Origin of the sequence: Halorussus sp. AFM4, from assembly GCF_051194995.1 — an archaeon.
In the GTDB taxonomy this organism is placed as follows: Archaea; Halobacteriota; Halobacteria; order Halobacteriales; family Haladaptataceae; genus Halorussus.
Window position 1 is genome coordinate 146,345 of record NZ_JBNTJT010000003.1, and the last position, 15,246, is coordinate 161,590.

Consider the following 15,246-nt stretch of genomic DNA (forward strand, 5'->3'; position numbering starts at 1 on the left):
CTCCGCGGCGCCCTCACACCGCCGGACCGAGACGGCCGGGAGGGGCGGACTTTTCACCCTCCGACGCGAAGCCAGTATTGCATGAGTCTTCCAATAGACCCCCGGGAGCTCGACGACGAGGACATCGGCGAGAAGCGGGCGACCCTGGAGATGGACCACGAGGAGGCGATCGAACACGTCCGGCAGGCGTTCACCGACGCCGGCTTCGGCGTGCCCGCGGAGTTCTCCCCGTCGGAACTGCTCAACGAGAAGGTCGAGGACGCCGACCGCGACCCCTACTACGTGCTGGGCGCGTGCAATCCCGGCATGGCCGACCGGGCGCTCGACGGAAGCGAGAACCGCATCGGCGCGATATTCCCGTGCAACGTGGTCGTCTGGGAGGAGGAACCGGGCAAGCAGGTGGTCTACCACGTCAGCATCATGCGCATCGCCCGGCTGGTGGGGATGGCGCCGGACGACGAGGCGTGGGACGACATCGTGGCCGAGACCGGCGACCTGGTCGACGAGGCCTGGGCGAACCTCGATACGGCGTAGGTGTCGGCGCCGCTCGAGCGAGACGCCGACTCCCCGCGCCGAAACCGTGATCGCGGTCGCTACTTCTCGTCGTCCAGCCGGTCGACCTCCTCGCGGAGCCGCTCGACCTCCCTGCGGAGCGACGCGATCTCCTCGCCGGCGGGGCGGTCCGACCGCGACTGCCGGTAGAGGTAGAGGCCCGCGCCCACCAGCACGACGGGGACCCCGAACACGACGAGCGCGACCAGGAGGATGACGAGGAGTTCGACACCGCCGGGGACGGCGACCTGGAGGGGGACCATGGCCGGGAATGAGCACACCGTCGGGATAAGTCTTCGGCCGGGACGGGAGACGGGCCAGCCCCGACGTCAGGAGAAGTCCGCGAGGTTCGCCTGCAGCCCCGACAGCAGGTGGGACTTCCGGCGGAGGTCGGCCAGCGAGACCGGCAGCTGGGGCGCGATCTCGCGGACCGCACCGTGGAACGTCTCGGCCTCGCCGAACTCGCCGTCGAAGGCGTTGCGGACGCTCTCGCGGATCTGCCAGACGCCGACCGGCGCCCAGTAGTCGTCCGACACCTCCCGGAGCACCAGGCACTTGGCCTGCCGGCCGACCGACTGGAGGTGTTCGAGCACCGCCAGCCGGGAGGCGTAGTAGGCGCCGGCGGTCTCGTCGACGTAGCCGGTCCGGCCCTCAAACCCCTCGTGGGCGCTGGCCATCCACGTCTCGCCGGTCGGGTCCTGGTTCCAGATGCTGCCCGGCGCCTTCATCTCGACGAGCTCGAACTCCCACTTGCCGGGGGTCAGGATCACCCAGTAGCGGTTGCCCACGTACTCGTTGACCCAGACCTGGGTCTCGTCGACGCTCCGGTTGGTCCGTATCTGCCCGCGGAGGAACTGGCCGATGGTGTCGTCGACCGCGGTGATGGACCACCGCGTGGGGACCAGCCGGCGGTTCTCGCCCCGGCCGAGCGCGCCCGCCGAGAGGATGTCGTTGATCTCGTAGACGTCGAACCCCCGGCGGTAGAGGTAGGTCATCGCGCCCTGGGCCTGCCAGTCGTCGTCCTCCAGCGTCTTCTTCACCGGCCGGGGCACGTGGGGGTTCTCGGTCAGGTCCGCGGAGGTCGCCCGGGCCGAGGGGCCGGTCGGCGTCGCGATGTCGTCGACGTCCAGATCGAGGTCCAGCGAGTCCGACAGCCCGATCTCGACGTCGACGGGTCGGTCGGCGATGGCGACCTCGCGCTGGGTGCCGACGAAGCCGTCCCAGGCGTCGGCGACGTTGTCGACGTTCGCCGCGTGGTTGGAGTTCAGCAGCCCCGTCCGGTACTGGAGCACGTTGTCGATGTCGAGGCCGCGGTCGTACCACTCGCTGCTGGTGGCGAACTCCGCGGCCCGGTCCTCCTCGCCGACCGGCGAGAGGATGCCGGTCGAGACGTTCGGGTAGTTCGACCGCCCGACGAACACCGAGGGCGAGGTCGACCCCACCAGCGAGTCGCCCTGTGCGACCTCGGCGAAGCGGTCCTCGACCTGCTCGACGTAGTCGAGAATCTCGTAGGACTTCTCCTCGGCGAGCCGGCGCTTGCGGTCGTCCTCGTCCGGGCCGAGGCCCTCGATGTACTCGTCGAGACGCATTCGTCGGCCCTTGGCACCCGAGCGATTTGAACCTTACTCGCTCGAATCCGGACGCGCCTGCTCCCGAGTCTGCCGACGCCATCAGGTCGCCCCGCGCCGGCGTCACAGCGCGAACCCCGCGCCGACGTACCCCGCGAAGAACGACCCCACGGCGGCCAGCAGCGCCAGGCCGACCCGGTAGCCGACCAGCGCGCGGTCGAACCCCCGCTCCAGCCCGGTCGCCAGCGCCGTCAGGATCGCCGCCAGCAGCAGGACGTACGTACTCACGGCGAGACCGAGCGCCGCGGTCGGGAGCGGCTCGCCCAGCGCGCCGGCGGCCATTCCGTCGGCGAGCGCGACCGTGGCGCCGCCGACAAGCGGGCCGAACACAGCCGCGGTGTTCCGGAGCGTCCCGGTCACGCTCGCGAGCTCCCGCCGGGCCTCGCGCTCGACCCGCTGGAGGTCGTCGACGTGGTCGGCCATCGCGACGACCGCGCGGCCCGCGGGTCGGCCCTCCCGGGCCGCGACCGCCAGCAGCGCGGCCACGCTCCGGGCCTGGGGGCTGGGCACGTCGGCGAGCGCGCCGTGCTCGCCCAGGAACGCCTCGCGGACGCCGACCCGGAGGCGGCGCTGGACGCCCGCGGCCGCCGCCAGCGTCTCGCCGGTCCGGCCGGCGACCTCGGGGGCGGCGTCGGCGATCGCGGCCTCGACGGCGGCGCCGTCGCTCACCCGCCGGCCGACCAGGTAGAGCGCGTCGGTCAGGTTCGCCTCCACGGCGCGGGCGTCGTCGCGGACGCGCTTGACCGGGCGGTACCGGACGACGAGTCCCGCCCCGACCGCCCCGCCGACCATCGCCGGCCAGCGGGTCCAGCCCGGGAGCGGGGCGGTTCCAATTGCGATCCAGGCAAACAGTCCAGTACCGACGCCCGCCCCGAGGGCCGGCCACCGCCGGTCGGGAACCTCGGGGTGGTCCCGGGACACCGCGGGCGGCGGGAACGCGGCGGGCCGCCGGACCAGCAGCCACGCGCCCGCCGCGACGAGCGCCGCGGGCAACGCCAGGTCGTAGAGCACCACCAGCGCGGGAATCGACAGCGGGACGCCGGCGACCCGGGCCGCGGGGAGGACCGCGACCAGCGCGAGCGGGAGCAGGACGCCGAAGGCGTACAGCGCCGTCGTCGGGCCGCGGACCGACTCGGCGAACGCCGCCATCCGGTCGCGGGTGCCGTCCAGGACGGCGTCCATCGCCCGGTCGAGCGTCGCCTCGCGCTCGGCGGCCGGCGCGTCGGCCGCCGCTTCCACGAGCAGCGCGGCCCGGCGCAGCGGCGGGTTCCAGTCGGCCCACGTCGCGCCGAACGCCGCGAGCCCCGATTCGGGGGTCCCCTCGGCCCGCCGGACGTGCTCCCGCAGGCTCTCGGCGAGGCGGTCCCCGCCGCGAGCCGCGAACGCCGCCGCGCGCTCGGTCGCGGGTTCGACCCGCATCCGCAGCACCGCCCGGGCGACGAGCGCGGGGGCCGCCCCGAGGGCGGCGGTCCGCCGGGCGGTCGCGAGCGCGACGGGGCCCCGCTTCGCGGCGTAGACGACTCCCAGCGAGACGGCGAGGAGCCCGGCAGCGACCGGCACTCGAAGAGCGACAGGTGCGAGTGCGACCGCGGGGAGCCCGAGCAGCGCGGCAAGCGCGCCAGCGCCGTATCCGGCCCGAACCGCAGTCTCGGCGTCGACCCCGGCGTCGAGGTATGCGAGCGCCCGCGGCAGGTCCTCTCCGGGGTCGACCGGCCAGGGGTAGAGTCGGGCGAGGCCGCGGAGGAGGCGGACCACGAAGCGGTCGCCGGGGGCCTCGCCCCGCGACGCCGGGCTCACGCTCCCCTCCGGGCGGCGTAGGCCGACACCACCGCCTCCGGGCTGGTCCGCCCCTCGCGAGCCAGGTCGGCGAGCAGTTTGCGGCGCTCCGCGAGCGCCTCCCGCACGTCGGCGTAGGACTCGTCTGCCTCGGCGAGGTCCGCGACGAGTCGGCTGTTCCCGCGGTCGATGCGGCCCGTGGCGGCGAGTTCGTCGTCCGGGGTCGCTGTGGAGTCTCCGCCACCGACCGCGAACAGGGACGCGAACCGCTCACCGTCGACGACCTCCTCGACGGCTTTCACGCGGCGGCGCTTCCCCTCGGGGGTCGGAATCGCTTCGAGGGTGACCACGAGGTCTGTCACCGCGAACGAGGAGGCCGGGACGCCGAGGTCCGAGACGACGCGCTCGCGGACGCCAGCGCCGCCGTCGCCGTGGATGGTGCCCAGCACCGCGTCGCCGCTCGCGCCGACCCGCATCGCCTCGTAGAGCACCGCGGCCTCCTCGCCGCGGACCTCGCCGACCACCAGCGCGCCCTCCCCGAGTCGGAGCGCGGTCCGGAGCGCCTCCGGGGGTTCGAGGCCCGGTCCGTCGCCCGACTCGGTCCGGAGCGGCTGGACGTCCCGCCCGCGGCGCTGGAGCGCCGCGACCGGGAGCTCGGGCGTGTCCTCGATGACGACCGTCCGGGTCGCCGGGGGCAGTTCCCAGCAGAGCGCGCCCAGCAGGGTGGTCTTGCCCGCGCCGCGGGGGCCGGCGACGAGGCCGGCCGCGGCGCGCTCCGCGGCCAGCGAGAGCAGGCCCGCAGCCCGCGCGGGGACGGTGTCGTTGGCGACCAGCGCCGGTAGAGTCCACGGCGTGGCGTCGTGGGCCCGGAACGCGAATCCCGGCCCGTCGCTCACGGGGTCGGTCACGCCCGCGACCCGGACCGTCGCGTCCGCCGTCGCCGTGCGCTCGTCGCCGGGGTCCCCGTCGGCCTGGGTGGCGGCTGGGACGTGGGGCGCGGCGTCGAGGTCGGCGGTCGCGTCGAGCGTCGGGGCCGCCCGCGAGAACGCCCGACCGCTGGACCGCCGGAAGCGGGAGGCCAGCGCCCGGGCGCCGGCCCCGGTGAACCGGACGTTGGTCCGCATGCGCTCGCCGTCGACCGTGGCGCGGAGCGGGTTCCGGTCGACCGGGGCGGTGGCGAACACGTCCGAGACGGCGGGGTCGGCGAAGAAGTCCGCGAGGACGCCGTACCCCCGGGTGTGCTTGTGGAGCGCGGCCGCGACCGCTTCGACCGGAACGTCGGCGTCGGCTTCTGCGACATGCCGGACCGCCCGACCCGGTGCGCGCTCGCCGGCCGGGACGCCCCCGTCGGCGAGGAGTTCGTAGGCCCCCGCGAGGGTCCCCAGCGCGGCCCGGTCGAAGCCGTGCTCGACGGGTTCGAGGTGGTAGGTCCGGAGCGGGCGCTCGTCCCCGTAGATGCGGACGGTCGCGCCGGTCGCGAGCCGGCGGGTCGCGGCGAACGCCGCGTCCGGCGGCGGGTCGGCGGCCACGCGGGCCTTCGCGATGGGCGGGCCGACGAACGCCCGGAGCACGTCGGCGTACCCCTCCGCCCGGTGGGCGAACTCCGCGAGGCCGGTCTCGGCAGCGACGGCGGCCACGGGCCCGGCGCGACCGACCGCGGCGCGGGCCGCGCCGAGCGGGTCGCGTTTCGCGCGGTCGGCCAGCGACCGGTCGTAGAACGCCGCGCGCTCGGCGAACCGGCCGGCGGCGATCAGTAACGCGGCCGCCTCGCCCTCGTAGGCGCGTTCGAGCCGGTCGGTCCGGGTCGCGACCGACTCGGCCTCGCGGTCGGCCAGCGCGGCGACGACCGTCTCGCGGCACGCCGGTTCGGCCGCGAGGTCGCCCGCGCCGGGGCACGCCGCGGCGTCGACCACCAGCCGATCGTCCTCGATGGCGGGCTCGCAGGCGCAGTCGGGATCGTCGTCGCGGAATCGGTCGAGCGGGTTTCGCATGGCCCGGGTTCGTCCCGTCCTCGGGTTTAAAGCCTCGTACGGGGGCCGGCGTGTGGTGCCAACCTACCGCCATCGGCGCGCGCTGGCGCGGCCCCTGTACCGCGCCAGACGTGCGAGGGATGAGGACGCAGCGAAGCGAGGATCGCAAGAGGCCGGGGGTGAGGCTCGCGGTCGCTGTGCGGGACAGATGTGACGGCAGTAGCTAGCTTCTCACCGTCCGTCCGCTCTCCTCAGGCCCGTTCTTCTGCCAGAACTCGATAAACGGTCGAATCACCCGCTATCCATCACGAGACGACCCGATCGACACGACCACGGTTCGACGCCCGTCCGAGCGAACGAGGCGGAGCGTCACCGCGTAGGACCCGCCACTCGAAAGCACGAGTGCCTGCCTGTCGTCGTCCGAAGTCCGCCCGCCACGGACGACCCGCAGATCGGCCGCGACCCGCCTGACGTGCCGTCGCCCGTCCGCGACGCGGAAGGCAAGCACGTCGCGGCCCGCGGTGTCGGCCCGGATAGTTTCCTCACCCGGCAGCCCGCCGAGCGAGACGAACGCCAGCGGGGCCGCGGTCGGCGAGTCCGCCGGCAGCGACAGGTCGAGCGTCCGGCGCGCGCCGGGCGACTCCTCGCGGGCCAGAGTCGCCGCGGTCGCCCCGACCCGGTCGAGTTCGCGCCCGGCGAGGCGTTCGGTCCGGGTCGCTCGCGCGTCGTCGACTGCGGTCGTGACGGCCGCGACCAGCGCCACCGCGAGTGCGGCCGCCAGGACCAGCCGCAGCACTACGTCAGACCCCGCAGCGACGCCGCCACGCGGGCGAGCAGGCCGGCGTCTTCCGGGTCGGACTCGGCGCCGTCCGCCCCGACGCCGGTGTCGGGGCGTGCCCGCGAAGCCGACTCGCGGGACTCGCACCCGCACGGTCGGTCGGACGGCGGTCGTCGCCGGACGCGGACGGTCGGTTCGGCGTCGGGGTCAGAGCCAGAGACGGCGCCGGAGTCCGAGACACCCGGCGTCGGTTCGGTCCCCGTCGATTCCGTCGACCGGGGCCCGTCGTTCACGCGGGCCTCGACCTCCGCCAGCCTGGTCTCGACCGCTTCGGCCGTCGCCAGCGCGGCGTCGGCCCGGCGCTCGACCGACTCGTCGACCGCGCGGACGCTGCCGACGTACCCCCGGAGCGCCTGGGTCGCGGCGTCGAGGTCGTCGAGGCGCTCGGCCGCGTCGTCGACCCGTTCGGCCAGCCGTTCGAGGTCGCGGGCGAGCTCCGCCGCGTCCCGGAGGTCCGCGAGCGGGCGGTCGTCGTCGGTCAGCGCGCGCTCGACCGCGCGGAGCCGGCGGTCGAGTCGCTCGGTGTCGGCGTCGGTCGCGTCGGACATGGCCCCGGTTCGTCCCGGCCTGTGCCTTAAACCTTCGCGGGGGCCGGTACCGCGACCGGCGAGCGCGGCGACTGTTCGCCGGCGATGTCGGTTTCCGCGACGGCGTCGGGCGACGGCGTCGGTCGACGCCGGAAAGTTGATTAGCCGTCAATTCAACCCAACGCCCATGAAAGTCGTCCTGATTGGTGTCGGACAGGCCGGGGGGAAGCTCACCCAGCGGCTGGCCGAGTACGACCAGCGGATGGGGTTCGGCGCGGTCCAGGGGGCCCTCGCGGTCAACTCGGCCGAGGCGGACCTCCGGGAGCTCGACCTCGATACCGTCCTCGTCGGCCAGGAGCGCGTCAAGGGCCACGGCGTCGGCGGCGACAACGAGCTCGGCGCCGAAGTGATGCAGAGCGACGCGACCGAAGTGATGGACGCCCTCGACGGGCGCATCACCGCGGAGGCCGAGGCCATCTTCGTGGTCGCCGGCCTCGGCGGCGGCACCGGCTCGGGCGGCGCGCCGGTCCTCGCCCACGAGCTCCAGCGCGTCTACGAGATGCCCGTCTACGGCCTCGGCGTCCTCCCCGGCCGGGGCGAGGGGGCGATGTACCAGGCCAACGCCGGCCGCTCGCTCAAGACCCTCGTCCGCGAGGCCGACGCGACCCTCCTCATCGACAACGACGCCTGGCACACCTCCGGCGAGAGCGTCGGCGAGGCGTTCGAGAAGATCAACCAGAACATCGCCCAGCGCGTGGGGCTCCTGTTCGCCTCTGGCGAGGCCGTCGAGGGGGTCGGCGAGAGCGTCGTCGACTCCAGCGAGGTCATCAACACCCTCCGGTCGGGCGGCATCGCGGCGCTCGGGTTCGCCAGCGCCGAGGCCGCCGAGGACGCCGAGGAGAACATCAACACCGTGACCTCCACCACCCGCCGTGCCCTCCTGAGCAACCTCAGCCTCCCCAACGCAATCGAGGCCGACTCGGGGCTGCTGGTCGCCGCCGGCCAGCCGGAGACCATCCCGCGGAAAGGTGTCGAGCGCGCCCGGAAGTGGGTCGAGGAGGAGACCGGCAGCCTCCAGGTCCGGGGCGGGGACTTCCCGCTCGACAGCGGCCGGCTGGCGTCGCTCATCCTGCTCGGGGGCGTCGAGCGCTCCGAGCGCATCCAGGAGTTCCTCGAGCGCGCCAAGCAGGCCAGCAAGGAGGCCGACGAGCCCGACCGAGACCCGGCCGAGCAGTTCCGGAACGACCAGCTCGACGACCTGATCTAGCGGCGCGAGCCCGGCTCCTCTTCGATTTCGAGCGTGAAGAGGCCCACCTGCCAGCAGTGGCTCCGGTCGGCACTGGAAACCGCGAGAAGTCGGTCGACGGCCCGAGACGTTAGCTGTGGATGCCCATCGCCTCGATCTGTTCCTGGTACCGGTTCCGGATGGTGACCTCCGTCACTTGGGCGACGTCGGCGACCTCGCGCTGGGTCTTCTTCTCGTTGCAGAGCAGCGACGCCGCGTAGATCGCCGCCGCCGCGTAGCCCGTCGGCGACTTGCCAGAGAGCAGGCCCTCCTCGGCGGTGGTCTCGATGATCTCGTTGGCCTTGGTCTGGACCTCCTCGCTGAGTTCGAGTTCGGAACAGAACCGCGGGACGTACTTCTTCGGGTCGACCGGCTTCATCTCCAGGCCGAGCTCCTGGGAGATGTACCGGTAGGTTCGACCGATCTCCTTTCGTTCGACGCGCGATACCTCCGAGATCTCTTCGAGGCTTCGCGGGATGCCCTCCTTTCGACAGGCCGCGTAGAGCGCGCTGGTGGCGACGCCCTCGATGGAGCGCCCCCGGATGAGGTCCTCCTTGAGTGCCCGCCGATAGATGACGCTCGCGACCTCACGGACCGACCGCGGGACGCCGAGTGCCGAGGCCATGCGGTCGATTTCGCTCAAGGCGAACTGGAGGTTGCGCTCGCCCGCGTCCTTGGTGCGGATGCGCTCCTGCCACTTGCGCAGGCGGTGCATCTGGCTGCGCTTCTTCGAGGAGATCGAGCGACCGTACGCGTCCTTGTCCTTCCAGTCGATGGTGGTCGTCAGCCCCTTGTCGTGCATCGTCTGGGTGGTCGGAGCGCCGACGCGGGACTTCTCCTGGCGCTCCTGGTGGTTGAACGCGCGCCACTCAGGACCGGGGTCGATCTGCTCCTCCTCGACGACGAGGCCGCAGTCTTCACACACGAGTTCCGCCCTGTCGGAACTCTTCACGAGGTTATCAGAGTTGCACTCGGGGCATTCCCGTACACCCTCTGACTCGTCCTCCGTTTGCTCCGCCTCGGCTTGGCGCTCCCGCTGGCGAGTGGACCGTGTCATCGCACTTTTATAGTAGTAGTGTGGACGCACTTAAACCCTCGGCCGGTAATCGGTGGTTAATCGGGGGGCAGATTACCCGATCGGCGCCGTTCGGTCGGAATCGGCGGACTGGCACCGGTCGTCCACGCTCGGCGGCCCGGCGACGTCAGTGCCTACAGACCGCCATCCGGAAATGGTTTATGCGGCTGTCGTGGAGGACACCGCATGCCCGTCATCGAGTGCGACGTGGATGCCGCGCGCGAGAAACTGGTCGAGGCCGGCGCCGACGTGTCGGCGGGCAACTCCGACCACGAGCGGTGGCGCGCGACGTACGGCGACGCCAACGCGGTCGCCTACGACGGGAAGGTCGTCGTCCAGGGCTCGAATCCCCAGGACATCGAGGCGGTGCTGCGGGACGCCGGGGGCCACGCCTACGTCTACTTCGACGGCGCCAGCAGGGGGAACCCGGGCCCCGCGTCGGTGGGCTGGGTCATCGTCACCAGCGACGGCATCGCCGCCGAGGGCAGCGAGACCATCGGGCGCGCGACCAACAACCAGGCCGAGTACGAGGCGCTGATCCGGGCGCTCCGGGCCGCGCGCGACTACGGCTTCGACTCGGTCGAGGTGAAGGGCGACTCCGAGCTCATCGTCAAGCAGGTCACCGGCGCGTGGAACACCAACGACCCCGAACTCCGCGAGCGCCGGGTCACGGTCCGCGAACTGCTCGCCGACTTCGACGACTGGGAGCTTAGCCACGTGCCGAGAGAGATAAACGAGCGCGCCGACAAACTGGCCAACGAGGCCCTCGACGATGCCTGAGTCCGACAGTTCTACCGATTCCGACAGTTCCGACGAGACCGGTGACGACGGGATGTCCGTCCCCGATAGCGTCGACGACGATTCCGCCGAAGAGCGCGACGCACTCCCCGAGGAGGTCGTGGAGCGCGCGGAGCGGCTGACCCGCCGCGCGCGCGACGCGGTCGACGACGCGGAGGCCGACGCCTACCGCGAGGACCGCGCCGACCTGCTGGCCGCCCACGGTTACCGGGCCCGCGTCCGGGAGGACGACACCGGCGCGACCCTCGTCCTCCACCCCGACGAGTGGGTAGAGGACGGCGTCATCCGGACCGACCGCATCGAGGACACCGGTCGCGCGGTCGAGGTGTCGCTGTCCGGACCCGGTGATCCCGACGAGTGGGAGACGGTCGAGCGCCACAACCGCGAGGTCGCGGCCCGCGTCCGCGAGGCCCACGGCGACGTCCACGGCGACAACGCCGCCGCGTTCGCCGACTTCATGGGCAACCACTACGCCCGGCCGGTCGAGTCGGCGACCAGCGGCGAGGTAGCGGAGTTCCTCGAGGAGTACTTCCCGCGGAACGCGTGGCCGACCGAAAAACAGCGCGCGGTCGTCGAGGAGTCTATCGACCTCGTGTTCGAGGTCGCCGACGAGTAACGGGTCGCGTGGGGGTCGTTACTCGTTGTCCGCGACGAGTTCCCTGACCTGTTCGGCGCGCTCCTCGTCGTTGACGAACTTCGAGAGGGTCCACTGGAGGGCGTCGACGACCACCGCGAGGCCCTCGTCGGTGAGCTCGTACTGGTTCGTTCGCTTGTCGAGTTCGCTCTTCTCGACGTACCCCTTCTCGACCAGGGTGTCGAGGTTGGGGTACAGCCGCCCGTGGTTGACCTCCTCGCCGTAGTAGTCCTCGAGCTCTCGCTTGATCGCGAGCCCGTACATCGGCTCCTCGGAGAGGATGGTCAGGATGTTCCGCTGGAAGGCGGTGAGATTACGCGCGGTACTCGTCTCTGTGAGTGTCTGTGCCTCTGACATAGACTCTGACATCCAGCGGTTTGTCACGACGGTATTTAATCCTTCCTCACTCGCCCGACCGTTTCGTAGCCCATCCGCCGGTTGTACCACCACTTATTATGAAAGTTAAACTGTCGGCCGAGAATCGCCGGGAGGTGTCACTCCGCTTGCGTCTTCGGGCGCACGCGCCGCGAGCCCGATGCCGAAAGGACTTTCCGGACTTCGGACGGATTCCCGCACTGCAACAATGGCGAACCTCTGGGAAGATCTGGAGACCGGACCGAACCCGCCCGAGGAGATCTACGCGGTCGTGGAGTGCCTCAAAGGCGAGCGCAACAAGTACGAGTACGACAAGGACATCCCCGGCGTCGTGCTCGACCGCGTCCTCCACAGCAACGTCCACTACCCCAGCGACTACGGGTTCATCCCCCAGTCGTACTACGACGACGAGGACCCCTTCGACGTGCTGGTGCTCGTCGAGGACCAGACGTTCCCCGGCTGCGTCATCGAGGCCCGCCCGGTCGCGCTGATGAAGATGGACGACGACGGCGAGCAGGACGACAAGGTCATCGCCGTCCCCAGCGAGGATCCCCGGTACGACGACGTCCGGGACGTCGACGACCTCACCGACCAGCAGAAGGACGAGATCTCGGAGTTCTTCGAGACCTACAAGAACCTCGAGGCCGGCAAGGAGACCGAGACGCTGGGCTGGGAGGATAGGCAGTCCGCCCACGACGCCATCGAGCACGCGATGGAGCTCTACGAGGAGAACTTCGCCTGAGGACGGTCCGAACCGCGATCGCTCGGGTATCGGGTACACTCACTTCGAACACACTCGAATCCTTTTCGCGGTCGCGTCCGAGAGCCCGGTACGACCCGACTGGCCGCTACAACTGGAGCTGACCCGACCCGCGTGTCGATGGGCGGACGTATCTCGCACCGGATAGGTACGACGCCGACCGCCCGAAACTATTTGGCGCTGGCCTGAACAACGCCGAACCGATGGCATTAGGGTCCCCGTTCGGCGGCGCAGAGACGGTCGCCGTGTCCGCGGCGCTGTTGCTCTCGGGCGGACTGGTCCTCTACGCCGCCCAGTCGCTGACCGACTGGCGGCGAGGGGACGACGACGAACCGATCGACGACCTCCGCGAGACGATCGCCGGACAGGACCGGGTCGCGCTCGTCGTCCCGGAGGGGCCGAGCATCGACGCGCTGGCGGCCGCGATGGGCCTCCAGTCGCTCTGCACCGAGTGGGGCGTCACGGGTCAGCTGTTCGCGGAGGGCCCGGTCACCGGCGAGGACAGCAAGACGTTCTGCAACATCTTCGACCTCGAACTCGCGGTCATCGGCGATGAGGGGGCCGAGGACCTGACCGAGGCCGACGCCGCGATCGCGGTCGGCGGCGGGGGCGCCGTCCCGCGGCTCTCGAACAACCCGCCGGTGGTCGCGGTCGTGCGCCACCGGCCGACCGCCGAGGAGAACATCCTGACCCTGACGCCGACCGGCGACGGCGCCACCTCGACCACGGTCACACGGCTGCTGGAGGCCGAGGACGCCGTCCCCGACCAGCGAGTCGCCACCGCGCTCCTCCACGGCGTCCGGGCCGGCACGCGGGAGTTCCGCCGGGCGAACGGCAGCCACGACTACGAGGCGGCCGGCTTCCTCCACGCCTACGCCGACCTCGGCCGCATCGAGGACCTCCGGTCGCCGGGGATGAGCGGCGACACCTTCGACGTCATCAGCGACGCCATCGCGAACCGCGAGCGCCGGGCGAGCTTCGCGGTGACCAACGTCGGGTCGGTCCCCTCGGTGTCGGCGCTCGACGAGGCCGCCGACACGATGCTCCGGCTCGAGGGCGTCTCGACCGCGGCGGTGTTCGGGCTCCACGAGGAGACCATCGTGGTGTCGTGCCGGGCCGAGGACGTCCGGACCAACGCGGTCGACATCCTCGACTCGGCGTTCGGCACCAGCGAGACGACCGGCGGGAACACCGACGCCGCGACCGCCCGGGTCCCGCTGGGGCTGTTCGCCAAGGTCGACGGCGACCACGAGGAGACCCTCGACATGCTCATCGACGCCAGCACCCGGAAGGCGCTGTTCGAGGCGTTCGAGAGCTCGTAACCCGGGACGTTCGGCGTCCGTGCTCCGACGGGCTCGTCGCCCGGTAGAATCCTTCACCGTCGTTCACGTCGAAAGCGGCCCTTACGAAAAGAAATTTCATGTAGGCGGTCCTTCTATGCGGGTACATGGGTCTCTTCGACAGGCTGCGTGGCGACGACAAGCCCCGCATCGCCTTCTTCGGAATCGACGGCGTGCCGTACAGCTTCCTCGAGGATCACTTCGACGAGTTCCAGCACCTCGCCGCGCTCGCCGACGAGGGGGCCGCCGGCCCCATCGACAGCATCGTGCCCCCCGAGTCGTCGGCCTGCTGGCCCGCGCTCACCACCGGCGTCAACCCCGGACAGACCGGCGTCTACGGCTTCCAGGACCGCGAGATCGGCTCGTACGAGACGTACGTCCCGATGGGTCGCGACGTCCAGGCGACCCGGGTCTGGGACCGCGTCCAGGACGCCGGCCGCGACGCGACGGTGATGAACGTCCCCGTCACGTTCCCGCCCCAGCGCAACGTCCAGCGGATGGTCTCGGGCTTCCTCTCGCCCGGCGTCGACAAGGCGTCGTACCCCGACGAGCTCCGCGAGTACCTCCAGTCGATCGACTACAAGATCGACGCCAACCCCAAGCTCGGCCACGACGAGGACAAGTCCGAGTTCATCGAGAACGCCCACGAGACCCTCGACGCCCGGTACGAGGCGTTCAAGCACTACCTCCAGCAGGACGACTGGGACCTGTTCTTCGGCGTCTTCATGACCACCGACCGGGTCAACCACTTCCTCTACAAGCACTACGAGGAGGACGGCGAGTACAAGGAGGAGTTCATCGACTTCTACCGGAAGGTCGACCGCTACCTCGGCGAGATCCGCCAGAACCTCCCCGACGACGTCACCATGCTGGTCGCCTCCGACCACGGGTTCACCTCGCTCGACTACGAGTTCTACGCCAACACCTGGCTCGAGCAGGAGGGGTGGCTCTCCTACGAGGACGACGACCACGAGGAGCTGGGCGACATCAGCGACGACACCGAGGCCTACTCGCTCATCCCCGGCCGGTTCTACATCAATCTCGAGGGCCGCGAGCCCCGCGGCAGCGTCCCCGAGAGCGAGTACGAAGAGAAGCGCGCCCAGCTCAAGGAGGCGCTGGAGAACCTCGAAGGCCCCGAGGGCCGGAAGGTCTGCGACCGCGTGGTCGAGAAGGAGGAGGTCTTCCACGGCGACCACGAGGACATCGCGCCCGACCTCGTCGCCATCCCGAACTACGGCTTCGACCTCAAGGCCGGGTTCAAGGGCCACGACGACGTGTTCGGCCAGGGCCCACGCAACGGGATGCACAGCTTCGACAACGCCTCGCTGTTCGTCGACGACCCCGAGGCGACCGTCCGGGACGTCGACCTCTACGACATCGCGCCGACGATCCTCGACCTGATGGAGATGGAGTACGACCCCGGCGAGTTCGACGGCAAGAGCCTGGTCTGAGGCATCGAAGTTCGATTCGTTGGTTCGGCGGAGTCGGTTCTTCTTCGGGTCGTACTGTCGGATTCCTACAGAATCTGCGGGGACAGAAACCGCAGTGGGGCTAGCTACTGCCGTCACCTCTGTCCCGCACAGCACCGCAACCGCGACCGCGGGCCTCACCCCTCCCCAGCCGCTTTCGGTCCTCGGTCACTGCGTTCCCTGCGGTCCTCAGCCCTCGCACGGTGACGGCGCGCCACG

15 protein-coding genes are annotated in these 15,246 nt (G+C 71.1%); 7 read left to right on the forward strand and 8 right to left on the reverse strand.

The genetic code is table 11. From position 1 onward, the window contains the following. Window positions 1-81 precede the first annotated feature (81 nt). Window positions 82-534 carry a DUF302 domain-containing protein gene (locus ACQUQF_RS13790; RefSeq protein ID WP_435179675.1) on the forward strand — a complete coding sequence of 151 codons (453 nt, stop codon included), beginning with the start codon at window positions 82-84 and terminating at the stop codon, window positions 532-534. Between the two features lie 59 nt (window positions 535-593). On the opposite strand, the gene ACQUQF_RS13795 is transcribed toward ACQUQF_RS13790, so the two are convergent. From ACQUQF_RS13795 to ACQUQF_RS13820, 6 genes are all read right to left on the reverse strand, one after another. Then, window positions 594-815, reverse strand: a complete 222-nt coding sequence (locus ACQUQF_RS13795) for a preprotein translocase subunit TatA (protein WP_435179676.1) — start codon at window positions 813-815, stop codon at window positions 594-596. 66 nt (window positions 816-881) lie between these two features. After that, a complete protein-coding gene (gene nreA / locus ACQUQF_RS13800; protein ID WP_435179677.1) occupies window positions 882-2,141 on the reverse strand; it encodes a DNA repair protein NreA in 1,260 nt (419 codons plus the stop codon). Window positions 2,142-2,243: 102 nt separating this feature from the next. Next, window positions 2,244-3,977 (reverse strand): type II secretion system protein, encoded by a 1,734-nt coding sequence (locus tag ACQUQF_RS13805; protein ID WP_435179678.1) that lies wholly within the window; start codon window positions 3,975-3,977, stop codon window positions 2,244-2,246. Then, window positions 3,974-5,947 (reverse strand): ATPase, T2SS/T4P/T4SS family, encoded by a 1,974-nt coding sequence (locus ACQUQF_RS13810; protein ID WP_435179679.1) that lies wholly within the window; start codon window positions 5,945-5,947, stop codon window positions 3,974-3,976. Before ACQUQF_RS13810 ends, ACQUQF_RS13805 begins: the two co-directional genes overlap by 4 nt. Before the next feature lie 277 nt (window positions 5,948-6,224). Next, on the reverse strand, window positions 6,225-6,722 hold the full coding sequence (locus tag ACQUQF_RS13815; protein ID WP_435179680.1) for a DUF7311 family protein: 498 nt from the start codon (window positions 6,720-6,722) through the stop codon (window positions 6,225-6,227). Next, window positions 6,722-7,312 carry a DUF7310 family coiled-coil domain-containing protein gene (locus tag ACQUQF_RS13820; protein WP_435179681.1) on the reverse strand — a complete coding sequence of 197 codons (591 nt, stop codon included), beginning with the start codon at window positions 7,310-7,312 and terminating at the stop codon, window positions 6,722-6,724. Before ACQUQF_RS13820 ends, ACQUQF_RS13815 begins: the two co-directional genes overlap by 1 nt. 166 nt (window positions 7,313-7,478) lie before the next feature. On the opposite strand from ACQUQF_RS13820, the gene ACQUQF_RS13825 reads away from it, so the two are divergent. Then, a complete protein-coding gene (locus tag ACQUQF_RS13825; RefSeq protein ID WP_435179682.1) occupies window positions 7,479-8,558 on the forward strand; it encodes a tubulin/FtsZ family protein in 1,080 nt (359 codons plus the stop codon). A gap of 109 nt (window positions 8,559-8,667) precedes the next feature. On the opposite strand, the gene ACQUQF_RS13830 is transcribed toward ACQUQF_RS13825, so the two are convergent. Next, on the reverse strand, window positions 8,668-9,633 hold the full coding sequence (locus ACQUQF_RS13830) for a transcription initiation factor IIB (RefSeq protein ID WP_115795304.1): 966 nt from the start codon (window positions 9,631-9,633) through the stop codon (window positions 8,668-8,670). Window positions 9,634-9,837: 204 nt separating this feature from the next. On the opposite strand from ACQUQF_RS13830, the gene rnhA reads away from it, so the two are divergent. Continuing rightward, window positions 9,838-10,431, forward strand: a complete 594-nt coding sequence (gene rnhA, locus ACQUQF_RS13835) for a ribonuclease HI (protein WP_435179683.1) — start codon at window positions 9,838-9,840, stop codon at window positions 10,429-10,431. Then, window positions 10,424-11,065, forward strand: coding sequence for a DUF7108 family protein (locus ACQUQF_RS13840; protein WP_435179684.1), 642 nt, complete (start codon window positions 10,424-10,426; stop codon window positions 11,063-11,065). The genes rnhA and ACQUQF_RS13840 overlap by 8 nt, the downstream gene beginning before the upstream one ends. Window positions 11,066-11,083: 18 nt before the next feature. On the opposite strand, the gene ACQUQF_RS13845 is transcribed toward ACQUQF_RS13840, so the two are convergent. Beyond that, entirely contained in the window at window positions 11,084-11,440 is a 357-nt protein-coding gene (locus ACQUQF_RS13845) for a PadR family transcriptional regulator (protein WP_435179685.1), read from the reverse strand. A gap of 226 nt (window positions 11,441-11,666) precedes the next feature. Between ACQUQF_RS13845 and ACQUQF_RS13850 the strand changes: the two genes are divergently transcribed. The 3 genes from ACQUQF_RS13850 (at window position 11,667) to ACQUQF_RS13860 (ending at window position 15,009) form a co-directional block, all read left to right on the forward strand. After that, entirely contained in the window at window positions 11,667-12,200 is a 534-nt protein-coding gene (locus ACQUQF_RS13850) for an inorganic diphosphatase (RefSeq protein ID WP_435179686.1), read from the forward strand. Between the two features lie 221 nt (window positions 12,201-12,421). Then, window positions 12,422-13,540, forward strand: a complete 1,119-nt coding sequence (locus tag ACQUQF_RS13855) for a DHH family phosphoesterase (RefSeq protein WP_435179687.1) — start codon at window positions 12,422-12,424, stop codon at window positions 13,538-13,540. Between the two features lie 125 nt (window positions 13,541-13,665). Continuing rightward, entirely contained in the window at window positions 13,666-15,009 is a 1,344-nt protein-coding gene (locus tag ACQUQF_RS13860; protein ID WP_435179688.1) for an alkaline phosphatase family protein, read from the forward strand. The last annotated feature ends 237 nt before the right edge of the window (window positions 15,010-15,246 follow it).

Bases quoted from the DNA above. Each gene is read 5' to 3' on its own strand.
- rnhA (WP_435179683.1), top strand. From the start codon at position 9,838: ATGCCCGTCATCGAGTGCGACGTGGATGCCGCGCGCGAGAAACTGGTC.
- ACQUQF_RS13830 (WP_115795304.1), bottom strand. From the start codon at position 9,633: ATGACACGGTCCACTCGCCAGCGGGAGCGCCAAGCCGAGGCGGAGCAA.
- ACQUQF_RS13855 (WP_435179687.1), top strand. From the start codon at position 12,422: ATGGCATTAGGGTCCCCGTTCGGCGGCGCAGAGACGGTCGCCGTGTCC.
- ACQUQF_RS13810 (WP_435179679.1), bottom strand. From the start codon at position 5,947: ATGCGAAACCCGCTCGACCGATTCCGCGACGACGATCCCGACTGCGCC.
- ACQUQF_RS13840 (WP_435179684.1), top strand. From the start codon at position 10,424: ATGCCTGAGTCCGACAGTTCTACCGATTCCGACAGTTCCGACGAGACC.
- ACQUQF_RS13795 (WP_435179676.1), bottom strand. From the start codon at position 815: ATGGTCCCCCTCCAGGTCGCCGTCCCCGGCGGTGTCGAACTCCTCGTC.
- ACQUQF_RS13850 (WP_435179686.1), top strand. From the start codon at position 11,667: ATGGCGAACCTCTGGGAAGATCTGGAGACCGGACCGAACCCGCCCGAG.
- ACQUQF_RS13820 (WP_435179681.1), bottom strand. From the start codon at position 7,312: ATGTCCGACGCGACCGACGCCGACACCGAGCGACTCGACCGCCGGCTC.
- ACQUQF_RS13790 (WP_435179675.1), top strand. From the start codon at position 82: ATGAGTCTTCCAATAGACCCCCGGGAGCTCGACGACGAGGACATCGGC.
- ACQUQF_RS13860 (WP_435179688.1), top strand. From the start codon at position 13,666: ATGGGTCTCTTCGACAGGCTGCGTGGCGACGACAAGCCCCGCATCGCC.
- ACQUQF_RS13845 (WP_435179685.1), bottom strand. From the start codon at position 11,440: ATGTCAGAGGCACAGACACTCACAGAGACGAGTACCGCGCGTAATCTC.
- ACQUQF_RS13825 (WP_435179682.1), top strand. From the start codon at position 7,479: ATGAAAGTCGTCCTGATTGGTGTCGGACAGGCCGGGGGGAAGCTCACC.
- nreA (WP_435179677.1), bottom strand. From the start codon at position 2,141: ATGCGTCTCGACGAGTACATCGAGGGCCTCGGCCCGGACGAGGACGAC.